Raw genomic sequence first — 25,850 nt, 5'->3', positions numbered from 1 at the left:
AGCTCTCGAGAATGATGCGGTTGAAGGAGCAGGCAACGCGACAACAGCCGGTGCCCGGCGGCTTGACGGCGATCGGCCACCGCCTGACCAAAGCAGGGCCGGGTGCGGCGGGCGGTCCGAAGAGCCGGCAAGTCCATTGCCACGTTTCCCGCCTGCGGCGATCGTACCGGCAACTCATGGGGCTCTTCGCGCGCCACGCTCAGCCGGCAAGCTGCATGCTCGCCCGCCGAGAGTCGTCGAGCAGGTTCCTGAGCAGTCTGAGCCCGAAGCGCAGGCGCGTACCGTCCCAGGGCGTGAATCGAGGCAGTTGCATGAGATCGCTGCCTGCATCGGCGACACCCCATGCGGTTGTCACGGCCGCATCGAAACCAAGCGAGCGAACGCTCTCCGCATCTTCGGCGCGGTAGTCTATCGACGGTCGGCCATTGGGGTAGGCGAACAGACCGACCCGCTCCTGCAGGAGATCCTGCAGGAAATCCTTGCTGGCGACCACTTCACGCCGCGCCTCGTCCGGGCCCAGGCGCGCAAGGATTGGATGCGTCGCGGTGTGGGCACCGACGAGCATCCCGGCGCGGCGCATCGCGCGCACCTGTTCCGAGGTCATCATCAGATCGGTGGGTAGCCGGCAGCCAGCGACCTGCGCCACGTGGTCGGCCGCCTGGCTGCGTTCGCCAGGAGGCTTGTACTTGAGACCGTCGAGCACGACAGAAATCGTCCGCCGCATGGCCGCTGGCGAACTGAGGTCATGGGTGCCCAGCCCGATCCCGGACAGGTCAAGCGTCGCCTGAGCGCAGTGCCTGACGGACTCGATGACCGTATCGTTCCACATGCGGCCACCGTCGAGGTAGCCGGTCGCGACGAAGAACGTCGCGGGAACACCCAATTGCTGCAGGATCGGCAGCGCAACATGATAGTTGTCGGCATAGCCATCATCGAAGCTCACCGCTGCCGCCCGTGCGGGCAGGGATTGCTCGCGCAACCGCTGGACGGCTTCGTCCAGCGGCAGAACGTGAAACCAGCTGCGTAGCCATCGCATCCTCTGCGCGAAGGCGATGGCATCCGGATTCCAGTCGAAAACCGCATCCCGCCGGGCGACGACGCGATGGAAGATGAGGATGGAGAGACGTCCGTTCTTGCCTGCTGGCGACAGCAGACTGGCCAGAGTCCTGATCATGACGACGTCACCTGTTGCGTCGCAGCCGAAGAAAGCGGTCGCTGCTGCGCGGCCTCGGCAGCAGGCATGGTCCCGCCCGCCTTCTCTTTCCAGGCGCCGGCATCCAGCCAGCGCTGAGTGACGACGAGGACAACGAGGATGTTGTACGGGAGATCGAAGTAGGCGAGTTGCAGGAACGCGCCACCGACCAAGTAGCCGACGAGCGATACCTGACACATTCCTACCAGATGAAAAACCCAGGCCAGCTCCGGCTTGCCCTGGCTGGCCTTGCGCAACCGCGCGGCCTGACGCATCGCCAGCCACCAGAGCAGCAGGAAGAGCAGCAAGCCGACGTAGCCGTGCTCACCCAGAACCGAGAAGTAGATACTGTGCGCGACGTGCACGCTGCGCGCACCGGGCGGCCCCCAGATCGCCAGATTCTGGAAATTGTAGATCGAGAAACCACCGCCGGTCAGCCGGTCCGCAGCCAGGTTGGCGCAGAACTTCCAAGTCGAGATACGCCCCATGGCGGAACCATCGCTTTCGTAGGTGGCAATCGTAGCCATGCGCTCGTCCCAGGCTGCCGGCATGAAGGCGATCAGGGCGACCCCGGTCACTGCCAGAATCACACCCGTCACCGCCTTGTTTGGCGCCCGCGCCCACAGCACCAAGGTCATGGCAGCAATCGCCAGCAGTGCTCCACGCGACTGCGACCCCAGGGCAGAGAACGCGCACAACACCATCAGCGCCAGCAAACCGAGGCGCAGGTACTTGCCAGTGGCGACGGTACGCAGGTAGTTGAGCAACGGAATCACCATGATGACCGCCACCGCCAGATGATTGTTGTCGGCGATGAACGTCCCCGTCGGACCCCAGACCCTGCCGCCGCCGCCGCTGAGAACCGTGTAGAGCCCGCCCTTGAAACCATAGAAGCCGATCGAGAGGGCGTTGACCCAGATGAAGAGCTCGATGTGCCTGCGCTCCTGCAAAGCCATCAGCGCAATGGCGGTCACCACCTGAATCTTCAGTACCTTGCTGAGCTGATTCCATGAATCCGCCGGACTGAGGGCGAAAGCCGTCGTGACGCACATCCAGAAGACGAACAGAAAGAGCACGATGACGGGCGGCGACCAGGGCATCCGCAGCTTGTCGCGGCCGATGAACAGGGACAGGAAGATGACTCCCGCGGCGGTGGCCGCGAATGGGGCATCGTAGGCAAAGCCATAGGTCAGGCGGTGCGGATTCATCAGGCTCAGCCAGGTCCACAAGAGGACGCCGATCCACGTGTTGCGCAACGCGAACGGGAGGACGGCGAGAAAGATCCCGACCAGCAGCAGGTCACGCACGCGCCGCACCCCGGTCACCGCCAGGAGCCCTGACCCGGCTGACCACATAGCGGAACTTCCCGGACGACTCGGCGGCGATTTCCGCCACACGTTCGACCCGGATGGCGACTGCGTCACCTAGCCGCGCCTTGAAATCGCGCACGATCCGCTCCTCCGCCGAACAGTCGAAAGCCGGTCCGGCAACGATGCGGACAACCGTCAGGTCGAGCGACATCTGCTCGATGCGGAACCGCTCGACGCCGGGCAGATCCCTGACCGTGTAGATCAGCGCCAGCCCATGCATCACCGTCCCGTCACGGGCGACGACGAAGTCGGTCGTCCGGCCCTGCACTTCCTCGAGTACCGGCAGACCGCGACCGCAGGCGCACGCCCGGCTGCCGAGAATGCCGACGTCGCCGGTACGGTAGCGGACGAAGGGGAAATCCCCCGTCGCCATGTGCGTGACGACGATCTCGCCGGCTTCACCCGCCGCAGCCGGCTGCCCGTCGGCGCGCAGCGTCTCGACGACGATGTCCTCGGCGCTGATGTGCAGACTGCCGTGCGGACACTGGTGAGCGATGAATCCGGCATCGCGGGCACCGTAGCCGTTGGCCACCGGACAGCCGAAGACTTCGCCGATCAGCCGTCGCTGCTCATCGTAGAGCTTCTCTGAGGTGACGAACGCAACCCGGATTCCGAGGCCGCGCATGTCCCGTTGCCGCCTCTGCGCGTGCTGCGCGATCAGAGAGAGGCTCGACGGATAACCGAACAGCATTGCTGGACGGCAGTCGCCGATCGCTGCCACGAAACGGTCGAGGTTCGCCTCCGACATCTCGAATGCCGGCAGGAGCGTGCTGCGCAGCAGCGCATCGCGCAGGCGGCGAACCCGGTCCTGGGCGCCGAGTTCGATCGGGCTGCCCCAGACCACCAGCTCGCGGTCGCCGATGTCTACACCCCACCAACGCGTGGCGCGCCACTTGGCGGCGACATCATGACTCTTGCGCTCCTTGCCCATGAAGAAGATCAGTGGTTCGCCTGAGGAGCCACCGGTGTTGTAGCGCGTCAGTGGCCCGTGTCCCGCCGCCTGCAGCCGCTCGAGGTTCGCCCGGATCTCGGGCTTGCCGAGCAGGGGCAAGGCGCGCAGGGCATCGGTCGAGCGCACTTCGTTGGCATCGAAGCCGACAGTCCGGAAGAGGTCGCGGTAATACGGCACGTCGCGACCGATCCGTTGCAGGAACCCGCGCAGACGCCGGGTCTGCAGCTCCCCGAGTTGCTCGGCTGACCACCACTGGCTGGCCTCGAGCCGCTTGCGCCAGGCCACCGAATCGTGCCCCTTGAGGCGCTCGTGCAAGGGAAAGAACAGGCCCGAACAGAGCGCAGTATACGGATTCATGATGCCACCCTCCCGCTGGCAACCCGGCTGTAGGCGGCCAGCCATCGTGCGCGGATCTGCGGCCAGGCGTAGTGCTCCGCCTGCTCGAGTCCGGCCCGCCGCAAGGTGGCCGCCAACTCGGCATCCTGTAGCACGCGCAGTGCCTCGCGCGCCATTGCCCGGTCATCGCCGACCGCAACCAGCAGGCCGGAGACCCCGTGCTGAACGAGGTCCGGGATGCCCCCGGCATCGGTACTGACGACCGGCACGCCACTGGCGAAGCCCTCGAGGATCGATATCGGCATGTTGTCGACCGTACTCGGGTTGAGCAGGCAGTCGGCAGCAGCGTAGATCGCCGGCATGGCTGCGTTGGCAATCCGCCCGGCAAACCGGACGCTGTTGCGCAGACCCAGTTCGTCGGCAAGAAGCTGCAGACGCTCGCGTTCCGGGCCACTGCCGGCCACTGTCAGCTGCGCCTGCGGGAAGGCGGCACGGATGCGGGCAAAGGCCCGCAGCGCTGTCGGCACATCGTAGATCTCCTCCAGGTTGCGTGTCACCACGAGATGGGGCGCACTGCCGAAGGAGCGTCGCGCAACCGGTACAAATCGCGCCAGGTCAACGATGTTGGGAATCACCTCGGCACTCAGCCCGTACTTGGCGAACACCCGCTGCAGGAAGGCCGAGGGTGTGACGCGCAACGAGACATCGGCCAAACGGCGTCGGACGTGCTCCGGAGCACTCGCCAGAAAGCTGTCTGCATTGCCGCCCCGGTAGTTGATGATCACCGGCGTGTTGCGCCAGCGGGCGACGACGATCGCTGGCGCGGCAAAGAGGTGCCAGGCCCAGCCGGAGTTGGCCAGGACGTGCACCACGGCAGCCCTGCCGATCGCTCGCCACAGCTGCAGCAGATAGGGCAGCAAACGGAATCCGGCGCGCAGCAACGGCACGCCGCCGATCCAGTGCGGCCGATAGGGAGGGTTGGTGCGCACCAATTCGACACTCGCTCCGTCGGCACGCAGCAGGCGCAGCAGCTGTTCGCACTGGTTGGCCATGCCGCCGGATGGTGGCGGCAGCGGGCCGACGACGCACACCGCCGGCCAGTGCTCGCCGCCGCCGGTCGCCGGTTTGCCGGCATTCGTCACCTCAGCTCCTGCCGCCTGTCGTGAACACCCGTCGCCTCGCTACCAGCAGAGCCCCTCGACCACCGCGCCGATCGCGTGCTGGTCCGGCAGTCCAACCAGATCGAGGACGATCTGGCCCGGGCGGCAACACCGCGCCAGTGTATCGGCGACGTCCCGGCCGCCGAGGCCAAGCACCAGGACTTCGGACTCGGCGACCACCTCCTGCAGCTCCGAACGCATCATGTCGCCGATGTGCGGCAGATGCCTTTCGATGAAGCTGCGGTTGGCGCCGAGCAGCCGCGCCAGGTGAACCTCCGGGTCGTAGATCGCCAGCTGCATGCCCTTGCCGATCAACTGTTCGGCAAGCGTCACCAGCGGGCTCTCGCGCAGGTCGTCGGTGCCGGTCTTGAAAGACAGCCCAATGAAGCCGATCTTCCGCCGCCCGATGGCCAGCAGCCTGCGCAACGCCAGATCAAGGTGATTCCGGTTCGACTGCATGATGCCGGCCAACATCGGGATTTCGACGTCATGCATCTTCGCCAGGTAGGTGGTGGCGCGCAGATCCTTCGGCAGGCAGGAGCCGCCGAAGGCGAATCCGGGCCGCAGATAGGCGGTCGAGATGTTGAGCTGGGTATCCTGGCAGATCAGGTTCATGACCTCGAAGGGGTCGACACCGAGGGCGTCGCACAGGCGAGCGGTCTCGTTGGCAAAGGTAATCTTAAGGGCATGAAAGTTGTTGCAACAGTACTTCATCATCTCCGCCGAGCGGACCGAGGTTTCGATGAAGCGACAGGGCAGCTTGCCGAACAGCTCGCGCAGACGATCGACCGGGTAGTCGTGGTTGGCCCCGACGACGGTGAACGGCGGCTTGTCATAGTCGCGAATCGACGATCCTTCGCGCAGGAATTCCGGCTGGAAGCAGAGAAAGAAGCCCTCGCCGTCCTGCTTGCCCGATTTCGCCTCGATGATCGGGCGCAGGACGTCCTCGACGGTCCCGGGGACCAGCGTCGACCGGAAGACGACGATATGCGGTGTGCTCTTGCCGGCGATGGCGAGCCCCATCTCTTCCGCCAGGCGAAGGATCGCGCCCTGATCCTGGCTGCCGTTGGCCGCCGAAGGCGTGCCGACGCAGACCAGCGACAGTTCGCTGTCGAGCACGGCGCGCTGCGCATCGGTTGTCACCGAGACGCGGCCACTGTTGGCGGCAAGCGCCATCAGCTCGACCATGCCCTCCTCGACCACCGGCGTCTTGCCGGCGACGATCAGATCAAGCTTGCTGGCATCGATGTCGACTCCGATCACCTCGTGGCCGTCGCGCGAGAGACAGGCAAGTGACACCGCGCCCACGTATCCGAGACCGAAGATGCTGATTTTCATGCGGTTGTTCCTTTGCTGTGCGAAAAATCCCTGAGGCAGCGTTCGATGATCCCGTCGAGCCTTGCCATCGAATGCGACCAGGCGTGGTTGCTGAGCATCCGCTGCCGACCGGAGACGGCCAATCGCTGCCTTTCGGCCGGGTCTTGCAGCACCCCCAGAATGGCTCCAGAATATTCCTCTGGCGTGTCGGCAACAAGGAAATGCGTCACGGGCTCGGCGTCCACGCCGCCCGCGGCAACCCGGCTGGTGACCACCGGCACACCCATCGCCATCGCCTCGAGGATCTTGTTCTGCGTGCCGCGAGCAATGTTCAGCGGCGCGACCATCAACGCCGACTGCCGGACGAAGGGACGCACGTCGGGCACCGATCCGGTGACGGTCACGCCGGGCAACTCGCCCAGGCGGCGCATGTCGGGCGACGGGTCGGCACCGATGATCAACAGCTTGAGATCCGGGCGACGCTGGCGGAGCAGTGGCCAGATCTGCGCGCAGAAGCGCGCCATGCACTCCTGGTTCGGATAGTAGTCCATGCGGCCTATGAAACTCAGGGTGTCCGGATCATGACCATTCGCTGCCGGCGAGAAGAACTCGGCATCGACACCGTTGGGGAACCAGTCCGTCGCCACGCCCGTGCGATACTCCTCGAGCGTCTGCCATTCGGCGCGTGTCGTCGCCGTGCACAGATCGAAGGAGCCGGCCAGACGCTTTTCGGCCGCCAGCATCTTGTTGCCTTCGAGTCGATAGCCGAGGGAGAGCGGAAAGGGCTTGTAGTTGGCATACTCCAGCCACTTTTGCGAGTCCATGTCGCCAAAATCGAGTATCTTCGGTACTGTCCGCACGCGCTCGACGTACTGTGCAACCGACGAGCAGTGCACGAAGATCAGGTCCCACTTCTCCGTCTGCAGCAGCCGATCGACGTGGCGCTGCAGCGAGGGCGAATGGAAGTAGCCCATGGACGAGGGCGTCCTCAGCGGCAGACGCGCCACCATGCGCAGTGTCTGCATGGGCTCGGAGACGAGACCCATCTCGAAGCGCGCGCAATGGGCGGCGATGCCCCGCCCCTCCTCGGCCTCCGCCGCTGAGCGGGCAAGCGAGCAGACGGTGACGCGATGTCCGCTCGCCGAGAGATGGCGAATCATGTTGAAGGGACGAATCTTGCCGCCGCGCTTCGGCGGAAAGGGAAAGCGGTGGCAAAGGTAGAGAATGTTCATGCCACGTGGCTCCTGAGTTCTTCGGCAACGTCGGCCGGATCACGCCGGTCGAGGTAGATGCGACTCCACACTTCGAGATTCAGCAGCGCCAGCAGGATGTCGGTGCCATCGATCCGGTTGGCCTCATGGTCCGCAATCAGCCGTTCCACCAGCGGAGAATGAAACAGAGCGCGCGCCTCGATCACTGACGGTGCCAGCAGGCGGCGCAGCAGCGGCGCCAGCTCACGCTTCAGCCAGGCGCCCATCGGCGTACCGAAACCGCGCTTCTGGCGATTGAGGATGTCGTCCGGCAGCAGGTCGGCCAGAGCCAGCTTCAGGAGGCTCTTCAGCCGTCCGTCGCGCACCTTGACAGCTGCCGGGATCGCTGCCGCCAACTCGACGAGCTGGTGATCCAGCAACGGTACCCGGCACTCGAGCGACACCGCCATGCTCATCTTGTCGGTCAGCAGCAGCAGGTCGTCCGGCAACTGCGTTTCCGCGTCGACGGCGAACATGCGGTTCAGCTCGTCACCATTGCCAGCCGCAGCAAAGGCACGCGTCAGCGGATCGGAGGCCTGGCCGCGTGGCTCGATCAGCAACGCGGCGACCGCCTGCCGGTCCAGTACCTGCAGGTAACTGCGATAGCGTTCATCGGCGCTCATCTCGGCCGAGGCAATGAAGCCCTTCGCCAGACGCATCCGGTTGAGCAGACCGGCGTGCCGGTCCGCCGGCAAACGCGCCGCAGCCAGCCTTGCCAGGCTGCGCAGCCACCGCGGCAGGTTGCGGTAGCGCTGGGCATAGTGCCCGCCAAGGTAGCGCCGGTAGCCGCCGAACAGCTCGTCACCGCCGACCCCGGACAGGATCACCTTGACATCCTCGCGCGCGAACTCGGAGACGAGGAATGTGGTGATGAAGGCGGTATCGGACAGCGGCTCGTCCATGTGCCAGAGCAACCTGGGCAAGAGCGAAACCACATCCGGCCGGACGAGGATCTCACGGTGCTCGGTCGAAAAGATCTCGGCCACCCGGCGCGCGTGCGGGAGCTCGTTGTACAGCGTCTCCGCTTCGCCACCGGCGAAACCGATGGCGTAGGTTCGGATCGGCTGCTCGGAATGGCGGGCCATCAGCCCGACGACAGCGCTCGAATCGACGCCCCCCGACAGGAAAGCGCCGATCGGCACGTCACTGACCATCTGCATCCGCACCGACTCGTCGAGTTGCGCGCGCACCCGGTCACACCACTCGCTCTCGGATACGCCCGGGATGCAGCGGTCGGGCAGGCGCCAGTAGCGCCATTCGCGCACCTCGCCCGCCTCGATCGCCAGCAGAGTCGCTGGCGGCAGCTTGCGGATGCCCTTGAAGATGCAACCGGGCGCGGCGACGTATCCGAGGTGCAGATAGTCGGCCAGTACCTCGCGATCGAGCTCGGCGCTGATTCCTGGCAAGGCGAGCAATGCCTTGGCTTCGCTGGCGAAAGCCAGCCGCTGCCAGTCATGCAGGACGTACAGGGGCTTCACGCCCAGCCGGTCACGCCCGATCAACAGGCGATGGCGGCGTGCGTCCCAGAGGGCGAAGTCGAACATCCCGTTCAGGCGCTGGATGAACTCGTCCCCTTCCGCGTCATAGAGATGCAGGAGCACTTCGCAGTCGGAACCGGTCTTGAAGCGGTATCCCCTGTCCTGCAACTCGCGACGCAACTCGCGGTAGTTGTAGATCTCGCCATTGCAGACCAGCCACAGGCTGCCGTCGGCGTTCGACAGCGGCTGATGACCACCGGCAAGATCGATGATCGACAGCCGCCGCATGGCGATGCCGCACGGGCCGTCGAGATGGCTGCCTTCGTCGTCGGGACCGCGATGCCGGGTGCGATCACCCATGGCCGACAGGATCCCGGGCTCGACGCTCAACCCGTCAAAACGATAGATGCCGTGAATGCCACACACGATGGAACCTCGCGCTCAGATGGATGGGCTGCGGCCGTAGCGGGCCAGAGCCCGCCGATAGACCTCGCGATAACGCGCCACGCTGCTCGCCCAGGTTCGCTCGACCTCGACGAAGCGGCGTGCCTGCTGGCGAATTGCCGGCCATCGCTGGCGCTTGGCGAGCAGTTCGTCGATGGCCGCCGCCAGGGAAGCGACATCGCCGGCACGAAAAAGGGAGCCTGTCTCGCCGTGCCGGATCAACTCGCGGTGGCCGCCGACGTCGGAGGCGACGAGCATGCGTCCCTGCGCCATCGCCTCGAGCGGCTTCAGCGGAGTGACCAGCTCGGTCAGACGGATCGGCAGGCGCGGGTAGGCCAGGACGTCGATCAGTTCATAGTAGCGTTGCACTTCGGCGTGCGGCACCCGACCCGTGAAGATGACGTACTGCGCGATGCCGGCGGCAGTCGCCTGCGCCCGCAAGCTGCTCTCCTGCGGCCCGCCACCGACGAGCAGGACGCGCAATTGTGGATGGCGGGGCAACAGGAGGCGGGCGGCTTCGAGGAGTAGGTCGAGCCCTTCATAGCCGTAGAACGAACCGGCAAAACCTATGACCGTCGCGCCCTCGAGTCCGAGCGACTGCCGCAGTCCGACATCCGGTTCTGCGTCGAGGCGAAAGCGCTCGACGTCGACCGCATTCGGGATCACCGTGATCCGTTGCGAAGGGATGCCGCGAATCGCGATGTCGCCACGCAAGCCCTCGCAGATCGTCGTCACCTGGTCGGCACGGCGCAGTGCGTAGCTCTCCAGTGCCCGCGATGCGCGGTAGCGCAGGCTGCCGACGCGCGTCGTCCCATGGTCCACCGCTGCATCCTCCCACGACGCGCGCATTTCGTAGACCACCGGCAGACGCCGACGCCGGCCCACCCAAAGGCTCGGCAAGGCGTTCAATACCGGTGAGTGGGCGTGGATCAGGTCAGGCTCGGTCGTGCCGACCAATTGCTGCAGGCGTGCCGCAGTCAGGCGCATCTGCTGCAGCAGGCCGCAGCCGGCAGCGCTCGGCGTACGGTTGAAGAGCCAGCCGTCGACCTCGTCGCACAGTGCGTCACCAGCGCCCTGCTTCGGTGTCGTCAGATGCACCGTCTGCCAACCGAGCGCGTGCTGCTCGCGCAGGATGGCCAGCGTGCGGAAACTGTAGCCGCTGTGCAACGGCAACGAATGGTCGAGAACGTGCAGGATGCGCAGGCTCATGGCACTGCGCCGGCCACTGCGACTGCGGCAGGATGCTCGGCAGGCGCGTCCATGACGTTGCGCAGAAAAGCCTCGAACATCAGTATCGTCCACAGGGGCGAACTGTAGTCCCTTGCCCCAGACTGGTGCGCGTCGATCAGATGCCGCAGGTAGGCGGCGTTGAACCAGCCCGTGGCCGCCAGACGTGGACCGAGCACGGCCTCCTGCACGCGTTCCCGCAGTGGGCCGCGGAACCAGCGCGCGAGCGGGACGGCGAAACCCATCTTGGGGCGGAACAGGACATCCTGCGGCAGGCGTGGCTTCATGGCTTCCTTGAGCAGGAATTTCCCTTCCTGGCCACGCACCTTGAGCGACGAGGGCAGAGTCGCCATCCATTCGACCAGTTCGTGGTCCATCAGCGGCTCGCGGACCTCCAGCGAATGCGCCATGCTGGCGCGGTCCACCTTGGTGTTGATGTCCCCGACGAGGTAGGTCTTGAGGTCGAGGTACTGGATCAGGGCGAGCGGATCGTCGGTTCCGGCGCGCTGCGCGTGCCGGCGAAAGACCTCCTGCGCGCTGTAGTCACCTGCCTCGCGGCGAAAGCGGTCGCTGAACAGCTCACGCCGCATCGGATCACGCAGGATCGACATGGCGTGGAAATATCCGCCAACGGTCGTTCTCGCCATGCCCTCGAAAGTCGTCTTGGCGCGAAACATGCGGGGCGCCCAATCGGCCTTCGGGTAAGCCCGACCGAGCAGGCCGAAGAGCGGCCGCCGGACTCCATACGGCAGTGCCGCGCGCAGACGTTCTTCCATCAGGTGCAGACGGTAGCGGCGATAACCGCCAAAGGTCTCATCACCGCCGTCGCCGGAAAGCGCCACCGTCACATGCTTGCGAGCGAGTTGACAGACGCGGTAGGTGGGAATCGCCGAGCTGTCGGCATACGGCTCGTCGTACAGCCGGGCCAGTGTATCGATCAGATCGAAGTCATCGCTGGCGACGAGGTCACAGTGATGGTTGGTCCGGTAACGCTCGGCAACCTTCTGCGCAAAGGCAGCCTCGTTGAAGGCCGGATCGTCGAAAGCGATCGAGCAGGTGTTCACCGGTGCCGACGACAGGCCCGCCATCAGTGCGACCACGGCGCTCGAATCGACCCCCCCTGAAAGGAAGGCACCGAGTGGCACTTCGGCGATCATGCGCAGGCGGATCGACTCGCCAAGCCGCTCGTCGAGCTGTGCGCAGGCGTCAGCCAGCGAGATGCGGCTGTCGAGGCTGAAGCGCACGTCCCAGTATTCCTTTGGCTCGGCCAGCGGCATTCCCCGCCGCAGGGTCAGCGTGTGCCCCGGCGGCAGCTTCCGCGCCTGGCTGAAGATCGTTCGTGGCTCGGCAACGTAACCCAGAGCGAAGTATTCCTCGACCGCCAGCGGATCGATGTCACGTGCCAGTCCGCCATGCGCCAGCAGGGACTTGAGCTCGGAGCCGAAGAGGAAGGTTCCATCGGGCAGGAGGGCATGGTACAGAGGCTTCACGGCCAGCCGGTCGCGCGCCAGGAACAGCGTCTGGTGATTGCGATCCCAGAGCGCGAAGGCGAACATGCCGCGAAAGCGACGCACACAATCCTCGCCCCAAGACTCCCAGGCGTGCACGATCACCTCGGTGTCGCTACGCGTGTGAAAGCGATGACCGAGTGCCAGCAGCTCTGGAATCAACTCCTGGTAGTTGTAGATCTCGCCATTGAACACCACGCAGACACTGTGATCCTCGTTGTAGAGCGGCTGCTGCCCGGTCGACAGGTCGATGATCGACAGCCGCCGGTGACCAAGCCCGACCCCGGGCTCGATATGCAGGCCACCCTCATCGGGACCGCGATGGTGCTGCGATTCGTTCATCCGTGCCAGCACCGCACGGTCAACCTGACGCTGACTACGGGTGTCGAAAATTCCGGTAATGCCGCACATATCGAATATCTGTCTTTTCGTGGTAAGAAAACAAGCGATCGCCCGCAAGCCGATGCAGCAACGACAGGGGCGCCTCAACCGCCCTCGGCCCGCCCGGCACCGCAGCGCGACCGGCGGCCGGCCAGCGGTGTGCAAGCCTGCCAATGGCGAGCACAGAACTCCTCGTAGACCGACTGGTAGTTCGCCAGCATCGTTGCCAGACTGAAGCGGGCAACGGCGATTTGCCGCGCCGCACTCCCGTGTCGGTGGCGCAGGGTCGTATCGGCAAGATACCGTCGCAGCAGGTCGCTCAGTCCGGCGACGTCCCGCGGCTGGAAAAGGTGCCCGCTGACCTCATCGGCGACCAGCTCGACGTTGCCGCCCGTGGCCGTCGCCAGCAAGGGCAGACCCGTCGCCATTGCCTCCAGAAGCGTGTTCGAAACCCCCTCGGCGAGCGATGGCAGGACGAAGAGGTCAAAAGCCTGCAGCAGTTCGCGAACGTTGCCGACCGCGCCGGGAAACCAGGTCAGAGATGAAACGCCGAGTTCAGCGGCCAGGCCGCGCAGTGATTCGCGCAGCGGTCCATCTCCGACGACCACCAACCGCGCACGCGTGGCGGCCACATCCCCGTCGGCGACCACGCGGGCGAAGGCGCGAAGCAGCGTTGCCTGGTCCTTGACAGCCTGCAGCCGTCCCACCGTTCCGATCAGGACGCTGCCCGGAACGGCGAAGCCCTCCGGTAGCGGCCGCCAGCGATCGGCATGGGTGGTCGGGGCATAGCGCTCGGTATCGACACCGTTGATGATCTGCGTGACCCGGCGCGCCGAAATCCCGACCCGCTCGACGAGATAACTGCGCAGTTCGGCCGACACCGTGATGTAGCGGTCGACCAGCGGCGCGTGCACGCGGCGCAGCAGCGCCGGCTTGACCCGCCGCCCGGCAAGATCGTCGACATCCCAGCCGTGCTCGCCATGAATGCAATGCGGCACGCCTGCGAGCCTGGCCGGCAACAGTGCGTCGAGCCCGGACTGGTTGCGCGAATGCACGATCGTCGGCTGCAATCGGCGACACAAATGGAACAGCTCGCGCCGGAGCCGCCAGACGCCGACGCGGGAACGATGCAGAGCAATCACCGGCGTGTCGGATCGCGTCAGGCGGAAGCGAAAGTCGGAAAAATCCTCGACGCACGCCACCGCGTGGCGAAACCGGTTCTCCGGAAGATAGTTGATGAGGTTGACGAGACCGTTCTCCATGCCACCAGTGACGAGGTGGTGGATCACATGCAGGATCAGGGGCCGTGTCTCGGACATCAGGTCAACCCGACGCACTGCAAGAGGAAGGCGCGGTCGGAAAACTCCCAGTTGATCCCTCGGCGGACCACGTTGAACGCGTCGACGCACCTCAGGTTGCTGCCACCATAGGCTGAAAGGCAACCCACGTAACCTGCCTGCCGCACCAGGTCAAGACGCTCCGCGGTCATGTGCTGCCGGCCACCATAGGGATAGGCAAAGACGCAGTCCTGCACGGGCAGTTCGCGACGCAGGTCGGACAACGAACGGCACAGCTCGTCCCAGACCACTTCTGCCGGCTCGCTGGCGCAGTCGATGTGGCTGACGGTGTGCGAACCGATCGTGAATCCGGCCGCGTGCATCTGCCGCAGATGCTCCCATCGCATCACGGGAAGCGGCGGATTGCCACGCCGGATGTCGTGTACGAAGCGTTGATCGCTGTTGACGATTCCGGTGGCAACGAAGAAGGCTGCCGGAACCTGATGTCGCAGCAGGCTGGGCACCGCGTTGACATAGTTGTCGAGGTAGCCGTCGTCGAAGGTCACGCAGACCAGTGGCCTGGAAGATCGCGGAACCGTCCGGCACGCCAGTACTTCAGCGAGGGAAACTACGCAGCAATGCTGTCGCAGCAACGACATCTGCCGCTCGAACTGCTCGATCCCGACACTGAGGTTGTCACGTACGGAGTCCGTCACCCGGTGGTAGAGGAGAACGGTGATCCTTGGCGGCAGAAGCGTGTACGCGCCGAACTGCCAGCTTCGGAAAGCGGCCACACTGAGAGCGGCTTTGGCCAGGCGTCCAGCAAGCGACTCCCGGACGGCATCCCTCGCGCCCAGCTTGCGTCGCAGTGCCGCCACCTGCGCCAGTGTCGGCTTGCGGTAGGTTCTGCCCCCTGCAGGCTGGGGCGTTGCAGGGCGACGTCCGGCAACGATTTCGCCGACGACATCGCGCATCAGCTCGACACCGACCTCATCGAGGCGCAACTGCAGCCCACGCAGGCTCGAGTGCTTCTCCCGTTCGACCACCGCCTCGGCCGCCACCTCACCGGTGTCGAGCTGGTCGTCGACCCAATGGACGGTACAACCCACAGCGTCTTCATCGTTCCACAGTTCCCAGAAAGCTGGCGGCATGCCGCGATAGTCCGGGACCTTCCCCTTGTGCAGGTTGATGGTACCCGCCGTCGGGAGGGCAAAGAGCGCTCGCCGCAGAATTGGGGCAGCGAGTGACAACCCGACATGTGGCGCGAAATCCCTGACGACGGCCAGCGCTTCGCTGCCGTGGATGTCGGCCACGTGCAACACGCGGACGTTCGGTCGCGCGGCCAAAGCCGAGGCCGAGAAATCATGTCCGGGAGCCGGCGGTACGACGGGGTTGCCGGCGGGTCGGAGCCGCTGCCAGATGTCTGCCAGCTGATGCGGCAGCCAGCGCCAGCCGTTGCGTCGCAGGTTGCGCCACTGGCTGCGCCAGATCTGGCGGACGCTCTTCGCCGGGGAGTGAACGAGGACCAGCCAGGACAGACCCGCAAGGGAACGATCGATCTCGACGATACCCTTGCGCACCGAGTAAGCGAGGTTCCCGGTATAAACGACCAAGCGTTTCTGCGGATTGTCCATTGCCCCTGTCGATATCCCCAGTGATGTCGCCACAGCGGTTGCCCAGGAACCCGAGGCGCACCCCATGCCGCAGCAAGCCGCCTGGCACTCTCTGCCGGCAGGCAACACCATCGTCTCGTCTGTCCGAGCGTGCGACGCCCGGCCAGGCTCTCATCCCCTACGGGCTGGCAGCCGGCTGTGCCGTTCGTTGCTGCCTGCAAGTGTGCAAATGATCCGTCGGAGCGCCGCCGGCTGCCGTGTCGTTGTTCACGATCGACAACAGCCGGACGGCAGCCAACTGCAGGTGTTCAGCGCCCGCTCGCCGTCTGCCGCAAAGCGTTCCCGATCTCCCCTCCGGCAACGGCCGCGAAATCGCCCAGCGTCGCATCGCCTGCCCCAGGTCGGTCCTGCTGCGCAAACAGGATGACCACCGCGGAGTCGTCCCCTTGGCCAGTGAGGCGCGACAGAGCCGTGTAGGCTTTGGCGATGGCGTCACTGGAAGTCCAGCGGCCATTGATCCAGTACCATTGCCACACCACCAGGCGCGAGCTCTCGAGGCCACGCAGTTCGGCGGTACGGACCCGGACTGGCTGCCCGTCGAAGGAAATCTCCTTGACGCCGCCCGCAACCCTTGCCCATACAGGATCGTCGCTGGCCACCAAGACATTGGTCGAGCTGACGAGCTTGCGCTGCTGGTCCTGATTGCGATAGTAAGCCACGAAGAGGCCGACGCGGCGGCCATCGCGCGCGAACACGGCCCGCTCGCGCGCGTCGGCGCCGGCAAACCGCGGCTGCCAGTCATACGGGCTGACTGCGTCGCTCCTCTGCCAACCGGCGATAGCGGCGAGTGGCGCCAGGCTCCTCAGTTCGCGACCTGTGGCGTGGTCGAGTTGCCACAGTGCCAGGGGCCACAGTCCCGCCACCAGGACGGTTGCCACTCCTGCCGTCAGCAGCGCAGCCAGTGACGCACGCGAACCCGGCGCCGGTACGTCGACCGACGCCTGCGGCAGTACCTCATCCTGACGCCAGCGCGCGCCAATCCAGAACATCGCGAGAATGACGATGCCGAAGAACAACCAGCCATAGATCAGGTGGTCGACGCCGACTGCCAGCTTGTTGCCGGAAAGGTGGCCCAGCATGACGATCATGTAGGCCCGTCCCCAGTTGGCAAGAACCGGCACGATGATCGATACGAGGACGAATAGCAGCCGTCGCCAGAGCGATCGATAGGTGAGATAGGCGTACAGCGTGCCGACCGTGATCGAGGCGATGAGGTAGCGCACGCCACTGCATGCCTCGACCACTGCCCAGTTGCCGCTCGGAATCACCAGATGCTGTCCCTCGCGGTAGACCGGGATGCCGCTGAGCCGCAGACCGGCAACCGTCGCATCTGCCGTCCACTCCATCAGCTTTGGTTGGGTGAAATCACCGAAGGGAACGGCGAAGAACAGGAACAGCAGCGGAAACGCAAGCCAGCGCGCAACCTGCCAGCCGACCACCGCCGGCACTGCCAGGATCAGCATGGCGACAAGGGCAAACTGCGTGAGGGCGTTGACCGCGGCCACCTGCCCCAGCAACCAGCCAAGACCGGCAGCTGCCAGCAGCAAGACGGCGAGGTAGCTCGGACGTGGGGTCAGCGCGGTGAGCCCCGCCCGGAGACGCCAGACCAGCCACAGCGCGATCGGCGGCACGACCATCCCGTGCGCATAGGTGTCGGAGCGCCACCAGATGCTCGCCATGTCCAGCACCGTCTCGCGAAAGAGCAGCAGAACGCTCAAGAGGACCAAAGCCAGGGCAGGCCCTGCCAACCTCCATCCGGGGTCGGTTGCGGCAACAGCAGGAGTTGTTTCGCGGGCAATCATTTGGGACTCTCAACAGGCATGGATGGGCATGAAACGACTGGCTTCGACCTGTGGCAGCATGAGACCGTGCCCGGGGTCGCTCAACCGAGATTGCGAACGATGAACGGCCCGAGCCAGTTGGCCAGACCAATGGGCAGCTGCTGCCAAGTGTTGATCAGCAGGCGGTACTTGGTGTTCGACGGGTTGTTCTGCGGCACCGCCTCGCGACGATAAAGGCAGTACTCGTAGAACAGCGGCTCGGGCTCGAACCCCCAGTTCTTCTTGAAGGAGTACGAGCCGGTATCCCGCTTGCTCCTGCCGTAGTCAAAAACCTTCAGGCCACGCTCACAGGCACGACGCAACAACTCCCAGTACTTGAAGTCGTTGGCTGCCAGATGACGTGCCGACGGCTCGTCGCCCGCGTAATAGGGCAGAACCTCGTCACGGAAGTAGAAGCTGAGGACACTGCTCACCGGGCGTCCGGCTGCATCGACCACCGTCATGATGTCGCAGCTGCCGGCGAAGACCTGCAGCAACTGATCGAAGTAGCGCCGGGGCAAGGCAGGAGTGCCATGGCGATGGACGTTGTCCGCGTAGAGCGCAAAGAAGCGCCGGCTGTCGGCATCGATTTCGCTGCGCAGACCGCTCTTCATTCCCTTGCGGACCATCGCCCGCTGCTTGCGTGGAATCGCCAGCATGTTGGCCTCCGGTTCCGGGGCGATGGTTCGCCGAAACCTGACGTAGAGGTTCTGCTGCGGCCATTCCGGATGACGCTGCCGCACGTTTCGCAGTTCCAGGTGATCGACACCGAGGCGCCGCGCCAGCGCTTGTGCCTCCTCTTCGAGCATCCGGGCAGCATCCTGGCTGTCGGCAGCGACCCCCCCGTACACGGCGAAGGGCAGCGACACCAAGGCGTTGCCGAAAAGCATGCTCTTCACGTGGGCCAGCGGCAGGACCGCCTCGACACGCCCTGCCCGTTCGGCATAGAGAAAGTACGTCGGATGGCGGAAGACGTCGGCAATGACTCGCTGCCAACCAGCACGATGAAAGAAGGTCGCTTGTGGACACTCTGCGACGAACGCTTCCCAACGCGCGACCGCGGCCACATCGCCCACCTGCAGGCGCCTGACCACGAGTGGAGCCGTCGCCGCGGCAACCCCCGAGACTTCGTCGCTGCCCATCTTCATGCAGTCGCTCCGCCAATGCCGGCGCCGAGGAAGACCTCGTCCATGCGACCCCAGCGAAAGTCCGCCAGCAGTCGTCGTAACCGACCTTCGGTATGCTGCAGGTTCACGTAGTGGCGAAAACGCGTCTTGAAGCTGAGTCCCGGAATGCGCGGTTGCGCGGCGTCGATCTCCCACGGATGGAAGTAGAAGATCGCCGGCTGCCCATCGCGCTGGTTCACCTGCCGCAACAGCCAGCGCGACAGAGCATAGGGCAGCAGCCGGAAGTAGCCACCGCCACTGGCCGGCCAGTTGCGATCGAGGAAGCGGGCGGTCGTCACCGGCAGCTCGAGCAGGCCGTGCTGCACGCGATGCGCGAAACGCGGCGCATCCGGCATTCCGTAGTGATCGTGGCGGATCGGATAGATGCTTGAACTGTACTGGTGGCCTGCCTCGGCCAGGCACTCGAATGCCCACAGGTTGTCCGCCCCGATCGAAAAGCTAGGCGCCCGGTAGCCCCGGATCCGCTGGCCCGAAACATCCTCGAGAAGCGCCTTGGCACGCCGGATGTCGGCGGCAAACGCGGCCCGGCTGAGATCACTGGCGCGCTCGTGACCGAAGCCGTGGCTGGCGACTTCATGCCCGGCAGCAGCGATCCGCTTCACCAGTTGCGGGTAGCGCTCGGCAATCCAGCCGAGCGTGAAGAAGGTCGCCCGGACCCGGCTCTCGTCGAGCATCAGCAGAATCCGCTCGACGTTCCGTTCCACCCGGCAGGGGCGCTGCGGCCACTCGTGCCGCGGGATGTACGGGGCCAGGGCGGACACCTGGAAGTAATCCTCGACGTCGATCGTCAGGGCGTTGGTGATCGGCCGGACCGCCATCTCCCGCTCCCCGCCGCCTAGAGCGAGGCCTGCGGCTGGTGCCGTGCCAGCAGCCACGCGGCGAGGTCGGCAGCGATCCTTTCGGCCGCCCGGCCATCCCAGAACTCCGGGACCCGACCGCTCTTGCCGGATCCGCCCAGGATCTCGTCGACGCCGGAGCGAATCGCGTCAGGATCGCTGCCCACCAGCGTATTGGTTCCCTCTTCGACGGTGATCGGTCGCTCGGTGTTCTCTCGCACCGTCAGGCAGGGCACGCCAAGGGCCGTGCTTTCCTCCTGCAGGCCGCCGGAATCCGAGAGCACGAGCGTCGCCCCCTTGAGCAGACCCAGCATCTCCAGATACCCTTGTGGGGGCAGGATGACGATGCGCGGGCTGCGCAGCACATCCTGCAGACCAAAACGCTCCATGTTGGCGCGCGTTCGCGGGTGCATGGCGAAAATCAGCGGCAGCCGCTCCGAAACCTCGCGCAAGACGTGCAGCAGCGGTCGCAGCGACTCCAGCCGATCGACGTTCGACGGTCGATGCAGCGTCACGACGGCGTAGCCGGGAGCACCATCGACAATCCGCGCGTCCACACCTGCGAGCTGCAGCGTCTTCGTGGCGGGCGGTGCGAACTGGCTATTGGCCAGCAGGGAGTCGATCATGACGTTGCCGACGAAGCACACGCGCTCTGCCGCCACCCCTTCGCGTTGGAGATTCAGGTGCGCACCACGCTCGGTCGTGTAGAGCCGGTCGGCAATCTGGTCGGTCAGGAGCCGGTTGATCTCTTCCGGCATGCGGCGATCGTGGCTGCGCAGGCCGGCCTCGACGTGCACCACGGCCACATCCTTCTTGGCGCAGACGAGGGCACAGGCGAGGGTCGAGTTGACGTCGCCGACAACGAGCACGCAGGCCGGCCTCTGTGCGTCGAGCACGGGCTCGAAGCGACGCATCACCTCAGCCGTCTGCACCGCATGCGTGCCGGAGCCGACTTCCAGATTGATATCAGGCCGCGGCAGCCGCAGATCGTCGAACAGCCGATCGTTCATGTCGCGATCGTAATGCTGGCCGGTGTGGACGAGCAACGAAGGCAGTTGCGGGCGATGGGCTGCGAACGCGCGCAGAATCGGTGCCATCTTCATGAAATTCGGCCGCGCACCGACGATGCAGACTATCGGTCCGAGACCCGCAGGCCATGTTTCATCGACCACGACGATATCCTTTCATTGCTTGACCCGGACCGCATCGACCAGTTGCTGCAGCAGCGACAAGATCGCCGCGTTGTTCCGCTCAAGGCGGAACATGCTGCGCTCGATGCGAATCAGACGCTGCTCCGACTGGCCGCTCTTCAGATCGGCGATGACGCGTGCAGCCTCGTCGGCAGTGTTGCGATCGAGGGTAACGCGCGACAGGTCGATGTCGAGGATGCCGCTGTCGGTCAGCTGCGGATGTGCCGCCGGTTGCGCGGCGTCACCGCTGCCGGCCACCACCACGGTCGAACCCGCCTGCGTCTCCTCGCGCAGTTCACGCGCAACCTCTTCCACATCGCCACGGACAAACCCGCTCTTGCCGGTGAGGAAACCGGCCAGCAACAGGCGGTCGCAGTGGGCATTGATCCGCCGCGGAACGCCACCGCTGGCTTCGAAGACGGCTTCAAAGGCGCCGGCATCGAAGCGTGGCGATCCCGTCGAGCCGGCACACTTCAGACGATGTTCGATGTAGGCCTGCGTCTCGTCCTGGTCCATGGGGCCGATATGGCAGGCGGCGATCACGCGTTGACGCAGCTGCTGCATCTGCGGGCTCTGCATGATCCTGCGAAACTCCGGCTGGCCAATCAGAAAGCTCTGCAGCAGGGCCTGGGTACCAAACTGGAAATTCGACAGCATGCGCAGTTCCTCGACCGCACGCGCAGTCAGGTTCTGAGCCTCATCGACGATCAGCAGGCAGCGTTTGCCTTGGCGAGTGACATCGACCAGAAACGCCTCGAGGGCCAGCAGAGTCTCCGATTTTCCCAAGTTCCTGCCACCGACACCAAAGGCGGCGGCCACCATGCGCAAGGTGTCCTCGGCGTCAAGCTGCGTACTCACCAGCTGTGCGGCGACCACCTTCTCGGAATCGAGCTCATTCAGCAGGCCACGAACGATCGTCGTCTTGCCAGCGCCCACCTCACCCGTGACGACGATGAATCCTTCGTTCTGATTGAGGCCATACTCCAGATAGGCCATCGCACGTCGGTGCTGCTTGCTGGCGAAATAGAACGAAGGGTCCGGGTTGAGCTGGAACGGCTTGCTGCTCAAGCCATAGAATGATTCGTACATGCAGATCGATCAGAAGTTGTGCGATAGCGAGGCAGTCAGGGCGCTCTCGGTATAGTCCGCATTGACGCCACCGTCGGAAATCACGTGGCGGGCGCCAACGTTGGCGCTGGTCCGAGGGCCGATCGAGGTGGAGAACAGGAGATAGGCACCCGTGGTCTTCGTGTCCACGGCACCGCTTGCTTTAGCCAAGCTGCGCTGTTGATTGAGCGACAGTGACAAGGACGACAACCCGGTGAGCTGATGGCCCCAGATCACGCCATAGCCGCGCTGGGTCACTTCATTGGCTAGCGAGTAGTCGTCGGTCAAGCCGCTGATCACACCCAGGGGCTGCTGCTGGCTCTCGCTCGCGTTGAAGGTCAGCGTGTTGCGCACGCCGAGGAGCGCATAGGTAATCTGCTGCGACGTCTGCAGGTTCGGTCGGTTGGTCAGGTAGCCGTTGACTACCGAGCCGTCGGCCGGGACACCCCTGCCGAGCAGAATCTGGTTGACCTGCGCCCTGATCGCATCCGGAGCAAGACCGGGATTGTTCGCCGCGACGATCGCGTAGAAAGCATCGAAGTTGCTCCCCTGACCGGTGTTCGTGACCCCGGCCGGCTGATAGGAGACGTCGCGGCTCGCCGTGTAGGAGATGGCCGACAGCGGCCTGCGATGACTGAAGGCAACGTTGTAGCCGTCGCCGAAGAAGCGCCGCGTCACTCGCCCCTCGAGCTTCGTCCGCGGACTTGGCGTCCACAGCAGACCGAAGCCGGAGTCATTGTTTGTCTCCTCCTGCAGGCTGACGAGGTTCGTCCTCTCCCGTCCGAAGATCGCCGAAACCTGCAGTTCAGGATTGAAACGGTACGACAGCGTCAGGCCGTAGCGTGTGTCCTCACGGTCACGGCCGACATCGTAGTTGGCACTGTTGCTGCTGTAGTCGATCGACCAGCTGAGCGCGCTCCAGCGCGTATTGCCGTTGATGCGCCCCAGCCACTGACTCGTCGTCGTGTTGGACACCGCCGACGAGTCCGGATTGGTCCCGCTGACCGTGTAGCGCAGCAGGTAGTCGGCAGACGAGAGCAGACGGCCCCGGATGTACGGCGAAAGTGAGTAATAGAAGGTCTCGGTGCGGTTGCGGTTGATGTTGACGTTGGAGGGGGCGACCGGACCGAAAGCGGAAAGGTACTGCTGCGAGATCGTCGAGCTGGCGTCGACGAACAGCCAGTCCTCGACCGCCTCCAGCGTCCCGGCAGCAACGAGACTCTGCTGCCGGTTGTTCTCCGAAGACTCGCGCGCGTAGATGTTCTGTGTGATCCCGTAGCCCAGTCGAAGATTGGCGCGTGCCCCCCGGCCGTCGATCGAGATGCCCGGCGTGATCGAGGTCACCAGATCGCTGGTACGGTTCGTCGATGTCAGATACAGGTTGTTGGTCAGCGTCCCGCCGATCGCGATGTTCGGCGTGATGGTCCAGTTCTCTGCGTGCGCCGGCAGCGCCAGCACGACGAGCATGCAGGCCACCGGCAGGGGCGGGCGCGCAGGCTGCAGGCAAGCGGAAATTGACGGCGCAGCAAGCCTCGCAGCGTCGCCAGGGCATGCCGCGACCTCAAGCACCTTCGGAACCATAACCATAGCCATACCCATAGCCATAACCGTAGCCATATCCGTCCTGCGACACGCTCCGCGCCTGATTGAGCAGCATCAGCTTCACCGGGCACGAATCGATCGTCATCAGAGCATGCTTGACATCGCTACGGGCGGTGCTTGCGGCCTTCACCACCACCACCACCTGGCCCATGTGGCTGGCCAGGACCCGCGATTCCGTGGTCATCAACAGCGGCGGCGAGTCGAAAATGATGATCCGGTCCGGATAGCGACTGGCCATCTCGTCAAGCATCTGCGCCATCGCCGCGCTGGCCAGCAGTTCGGTTGCGCGCGCGTGCTGCATACCGCTCGGCAGGATGCTCAGCTTCTCGACGTTGGTACGCAGCAGCACCTGCGAGAGTTCCACCGATTGATCGGTCAGCACATCGAGCAGACCGCGCGCCGGCTCAACACCCAGCATTTTCAACACCGACGGCTTGGGTACATCGGCATCGACCAGCATGACCGTATTGTCGAGCTCCATGGCGATACTGATCGCCAGATTGATCGCCGTGAAGCTCTTGCCCTCACCCGACAGCGCGCTCGTCACCATGATCAGGTTGCCACGCTTCAAAGGAGCAACTCCTCGGCCCATGGCGTTGGCGATCAGCGGCCGCTTGATGACGCGGAACTGGTCCGCCAGTTGCGAGCGTGGCGCATCGGGGCTCATCAGACCGCGGGCCGCGAGCGCCTGCAGGTCGATCTCGACACGCCGCGACACCGGCGCAGGTGCCGGTGGCGGTGCTGCAGTGGCGACCGGGGCCGCACCCCGGGTTGCCGCTGCGACACTGGCCAACGCAGCGGACGGGCCAAGCTCCAATGATGCGGCGGCGCTCGGCACGCGGGTCTCGCCCCCCCCGTCCGTGGGCCCCTGATCATCGTCCGATGTCGGACCATGTACGGAAACCCCAGCCTTGCGCAGCTGCTCGAGACGTTTCGCCGCTTGTTCAATGAGGCTCATCGGTTTTCCTCAGGCAGTACGGACGGAAATGAGAAACAACGCAAGCAGACCGGCCCCATAGGCGCCGACCAGCGTCAGGCAAGCTGCCGCGAAGCGCAGCATGTCCTTCCGCTCGCGCTGCTTGCGCGCGTCGTCGACCAGCAGCGTCACGGTCCCCAGCAACGGCAGGCCGCTCGTTTCGCGCAACGACCGCGCATCGAAGAAAACCGGGCGCAACTGACTCGTGGCAAAGGTGGCAGCGATGCCGGCACCCAAGGCGAGCAGCAGGGTCAACGGCAGGAAGAGGGTCCGGTTCGGTGCCACCGGTTTCGGCGAGGCCCGCGGAGGATCGATCAGCCGGAAATCAACGCCAGCGGCGTTCTCCATCTCGCTTCCCATGCTGGCCGACTCACGCCGCTGCACCAGCTGTTCGTAGTTCTTCTTGTTGATCTCGTAGTCGCGATTGAGCTGGGCAAACTCGGCTTCGATCTGCGGCATCATCTTCGCTGACTCGGAGAGACGGTCGTAGCGAGCCTGATATTCGGCGACGCGGGTGCGCAAGGCGGCGACATTCGCGTCGGCCTCGGAAAGCGTCAGCTTCAGTTGCTGCTGCGCCGGATTGCCGCTCAGCGACGCAGCCGGATTGGTGGCTGCCGCCTTGCGACGGGCAGCAACCTCCTGCCGCTTCTGGTCCTCCAGTTCCTTGATCAGACGGCGCGCACTGACGACATCGGGATGCTGGTCGGTGTAACGCTGCAGCAAACCATCGAGATTCCTTTGCAAGGCATCGATGCGCGCATCCAGTTCAGGAACCGAGATGCCGGCGATGGACTCCTGCGCCGGATCCGGCATGAGCGAGGGCTCGTCACCGACGATGTGCCGCTTGAGCGTGTCGCGCGACTGCTCGGCCTCGCGCAACTGCAGCTTGCTCTGCTCGAGCAGAGCGCCGGCGGCAGTCAAGCGCGCGAAGTAGTCCTTGCCCTCGGCGCTCTGGGTTGCCATGTTGCGGATCTTGAACTCCTTCAGGCGCGCCTCCGCCTCCTCGAGCCTCTTCTCGTACTGCGTGATCTCCTTGTCGAGAAACTTGCGTGCCGACTCCGTGTCCTTGCGCGCATCACCCAAGTTCGATTCGACGAAGATCGACACCAGCGACTGCACAACCCGCTTCGCGCTCTCCGGATTGGTATCCCGATAAGTGATCGTATAGATGTTGTCCCGCGAGGTGTTGTTGATCTTCAGCGCGGACATCAGCCCTTCGATGAGACTTTCGCGTTCCGACCGCGACTGGACCTTCAGATCGAGATCAGCCATTCTGATCAGCTTCTCGACGTTTGGGCGGGTGATCAGGGTGCGGCTCAGCATGTTCACCTGCTGGTCGATGTTGGGCTGTGTGACCAGACCCGACATCAGCGGTCTCAGGATCGACTGCGTGTCGACATAGACACGGGCCGAAGCCTCATACTTGTCGGGGATGGCAATCACCGCCACGACGCTGGCGAGACCCACGATCCAGGCGACGATGATTCCCAGCCAGCGGCGCTGCCACATTCCGCGCAGGACGGCGATAGCCTGTCGAAGCAGTTCATCCATCGGATTCAGACTTTAT

19 protein-coding genes are annotated in these 25,850 nt (G+C 64.8%); all 19 read right to left on the bottom strand.

Features of this window, described 5'->3' with window-relative positions:
* Positions 1 to 199: 199 nt before the first annotated feature.
* Positions 200 to 1,174, bottom strand: a complete 975-nt coding sequence (locus NFW30_RS11965; RefSeq protein ID WP_295355611.1) for a polysaccharide deacetylase family protein — start codon at positions 1,172 to 1,174, stop codon at positions 200 to 202.
* The gene (locus NFW30_RS11960; protein ID WP_295355613.1) at positions 1,171 to 2,499 is read right to left on the bottom strand and encodes a putative O-glycosylation ligase, exosortase A system-associated; all 1,329 of its coding nucleotides are present in this window, start codon (positions 2,497 to 2,499) and stop codon (positions 1,171 to 1,173) included. The genes NFW30_RS11965 and NFW30_RS11960 overlap by 4 nt, the downstream gene beginning before the upstream one ends.
* Positions 2,492 to 3,871 (bottom strand): phenylacetate--CoA ligase family protein, encoded by a 1,380-nt coding sequence (locus tag NFW30_RS11955; RefSeq protein WP_295355615.1) that lies wholly within the window; start codon positions 3,869 to 3,871, stop codon positions 2,492 to 2,494. Before NFW30_RS11955 ends, NFW30_RS11960 begins: the two co-directional genes overlap by 8 nt.
* Positions 3,868 to 4,992: a glycosyltransferase family 4 protein gene (locus NFW30_RS11950; RefSeq protein WP_295355617.1), complete on the bottom strand. Its 1,125-nt coding sequence runs from the start codon at positions 4,990 to 4,992 to the stop codon at positions 3,868 to 3,870. The genes NFW30_RS11955 and NFW30_RS11950 overlap by 4 nt, the downstream gene beginning before the upstream one ends.
* A gap of 39 nt (positions 4,993 to 5,031) precedes the next feature.
* On the bottom strand, positions 5,032 to 6,348 hold the full coding sequence (locus tag NFW30_RS11945) for a nucleotide sugar dehydrogenase (RefSeq protein WP_295355619.1): 1,317 nt from the start codon (positions 6,346 to 6,348) through the stop codon (positions 5,032 to 5,034).
* Positions 6,345 to 7,559 (bottom strand): TIGR03087 family PEP-CTERM/XrtA system glycosyltransferase, encoded by a 1,215-nt coding sequence (locus tag NFW30_RS11940; protein WP_295355621.1) that lies wholly within the window; start codon positions 7,557 to 7,559, stop codon positions 6,345 to 6,347. Before NFW30_RS11940 ends, NFW30_RS11945 begins: the two co-directional genes overlap by 4 nt.
* Positions 7,556 to 9,481 (bottom strand): asparagine synthase (glutamine-hydrolyzing), encoded by a 1,926-nt coding sequence (gene asnB / locus NFW30_RS11935; RefSeq protein ID WP_295355623.1) that lies wholly within the window; start codon positions 9,479 to 9,481, stop codon positions 7,556 to 7,558. The genes NFW30_RS11940 and asnB overlap by 4 nt, the downstream gene beginning before the upstream one ends.
* A 15-nt stretch (positions 9,482 to 9,496) precedes the next feature.
* A complete protein-coding gene (locus tag NFW30_RS11930) occupies positions 9,497 to 10,708 on the bottom strand; it encodes a TIGR04063 family PEP-CTERM/XrtA system glycosyltransferase (RefSeq protein WP_295355625.1) in 1,212 nt (403 codons plus the stop codon).
* A complete protein-coding gene (locus NFW30_RS11925; RefSeq protein ID WP_295355627.1) occupies positions 10,705 to 12,645 on the bottom strand; it encodes an XrtA/PEP-CTERM system amidotransferase in 1,941 nt (646 codons plus the stop codon). Before NFW30_RS11925 ends, NFW30_RS11930 begins: the two co-directional genes overlap by 4 nt.
* A gap of 74 nt (positions 12,646 to 12,719) precedes the next feature.
* The gene (locus tag NFW30_RS11920) at positions 12,720 to 13,934 is read right to left on the bottom strand and encodes a TIGR03088 family PEP-CTERM/XrtA system glycosyltransferase (protein WP_295355629.1); all 1,215 of its coding nucleotides are present in this window, start codon (positions 13,932 to 13,934) and stop codon (positions 12,720 to 12,722) included.
* Positions 13,934 to 15,526 (bottom strand): polysaccharide deacetylase family protein, encoded by a 1,593-nt coding sequence (locus NFW30_RS11915; protein ID WP_295355631.1) that lies wholly within the window; start codon positions 15,524 to 15,526, stop codon positions 13,934 to 13,936. Before NFW30_RS11915 ends, NFW30_RS11920 begins: the two co-directional genes overlap by 1 nt.
* 287 nt (positions 15,527 to 15,813) lie before the next feature.
* Positions 15,814 to 17,367, bottom strand: coding sequence for an exosortase A (gene xrtA / locus NFW30_RS11910; RefSeq protein WP_295355633.1), 1,554 nt, complete (start codon positions 17,365 to 17,367; stop codon positions 15,814 to 15,816).
* Positions 17,368 to 17,447: 80 nt separating this feature from the next.
* On the bottom strand, positions 17,448 to 18,533 hold the full coding sequence (locus tag NFW30_RS11905; RefSeq protein ID WP_295355635.1) for a FemAB family XrtA/PEP-CTERM system-associated protein: 1,086 nt from the start codon (positions 18,531 to 18,533) through the stop codon (positions 17,448 to 17,450).
* Positions 18,530 to 19,390, bottom strand: coding sequence for an XrtA system polysaccharide deacetylase (locus tag NFW30_RS11900; protein WP_295355637.1), 861 nt, complete (start codon positions 19,388 to 19,390; stop codon positions 18,530 to 18,532). The genes NFW30_RS11905 and NFW30_RS11900 overlap by 4 nt, the downstream gene beginning before the upstream one ends.
* A gap of 17 nt (positions 19,391 to 19,407) precedes the next feature.
* Entirely contained in the window at positions 19,408 to 20,580 is a 1,173-nt protein-coding gene (wecB, locus tag NFW30_RS11895) for a UDP-N-acetylglucosamine 2-epimerase (non-hydrolyzing) (protein ID WP_295355639.1), read from the bottom strand.
* Between the two features lie 12 nt (positions 20,581 to 20,592).
* A complete protein-coding gene (locus tag NFW30_RS11890; RefSeq protein ID WP_295355641.1) occupies positions 20,593 to 21,687 on the bottom strand; it encodes an XrtA/PEP-CTERM system-associated ATPase in 1,095 nt (364 codons plus the stop codon).
* Positions 21,688 to 21,696: 9 nt separating this feature from the next.
* A complete protein-coding gene (locus tag NFW30_RS11885) occupies positions 21,697 to 23,172 on the bottom strand; it encodes a TIGR03016 family PEP-CTERM system-associated outer membrane protein (RefSeq protein ID WP_295355643.1) in 1,476 nt (491 codons plus the stop codon).
* Between the two features lie 94 nt (positions 23,173 to 23,266).
* Positions 23,267 to 24,265 carry an XrtA-associated tyrosine autokinase gene (locus NFW30_RS11880; RefSeq protein ID WP_295355645.1) on the bottom strand — a complete coding sequence of 333 codons (999 nt, stop codon included), beginning with the start codon at positions 24,263 to 24,265 and terminating at the stop codon, positions 23,267 to 23,269.
* A gap of 9 nt (positions 24,266 to 24,274) precedes the next feature.
* Complete coding sequence (locus NFW30_RS11875) at positions 24,275 to 25,834, bottom strand: XrtA system polysaccharide chain length determinant (RefSeq protein ID WP_295355647.1); 1,560 nt, start codon at positions 25,832 to 25,834, stop codon at positions 24,275 to 24,277.
* Positions 25,835 to 25,850 lie beyond the last annotated feature (16 nt).

This window comes from Accumulibacter sp. (genome assembly GCF_023806635.1).
Lineage (GTDB): Bacteria > Pseudomonadota > Gammaproteobacteria > Burkholderiales > Rhodocyclaceae > Accumulibacter.
Note: the sequence above shows the minus strand (reverse complement) of the source record. Positions and strands in the feature narration are given on the sequence as shown.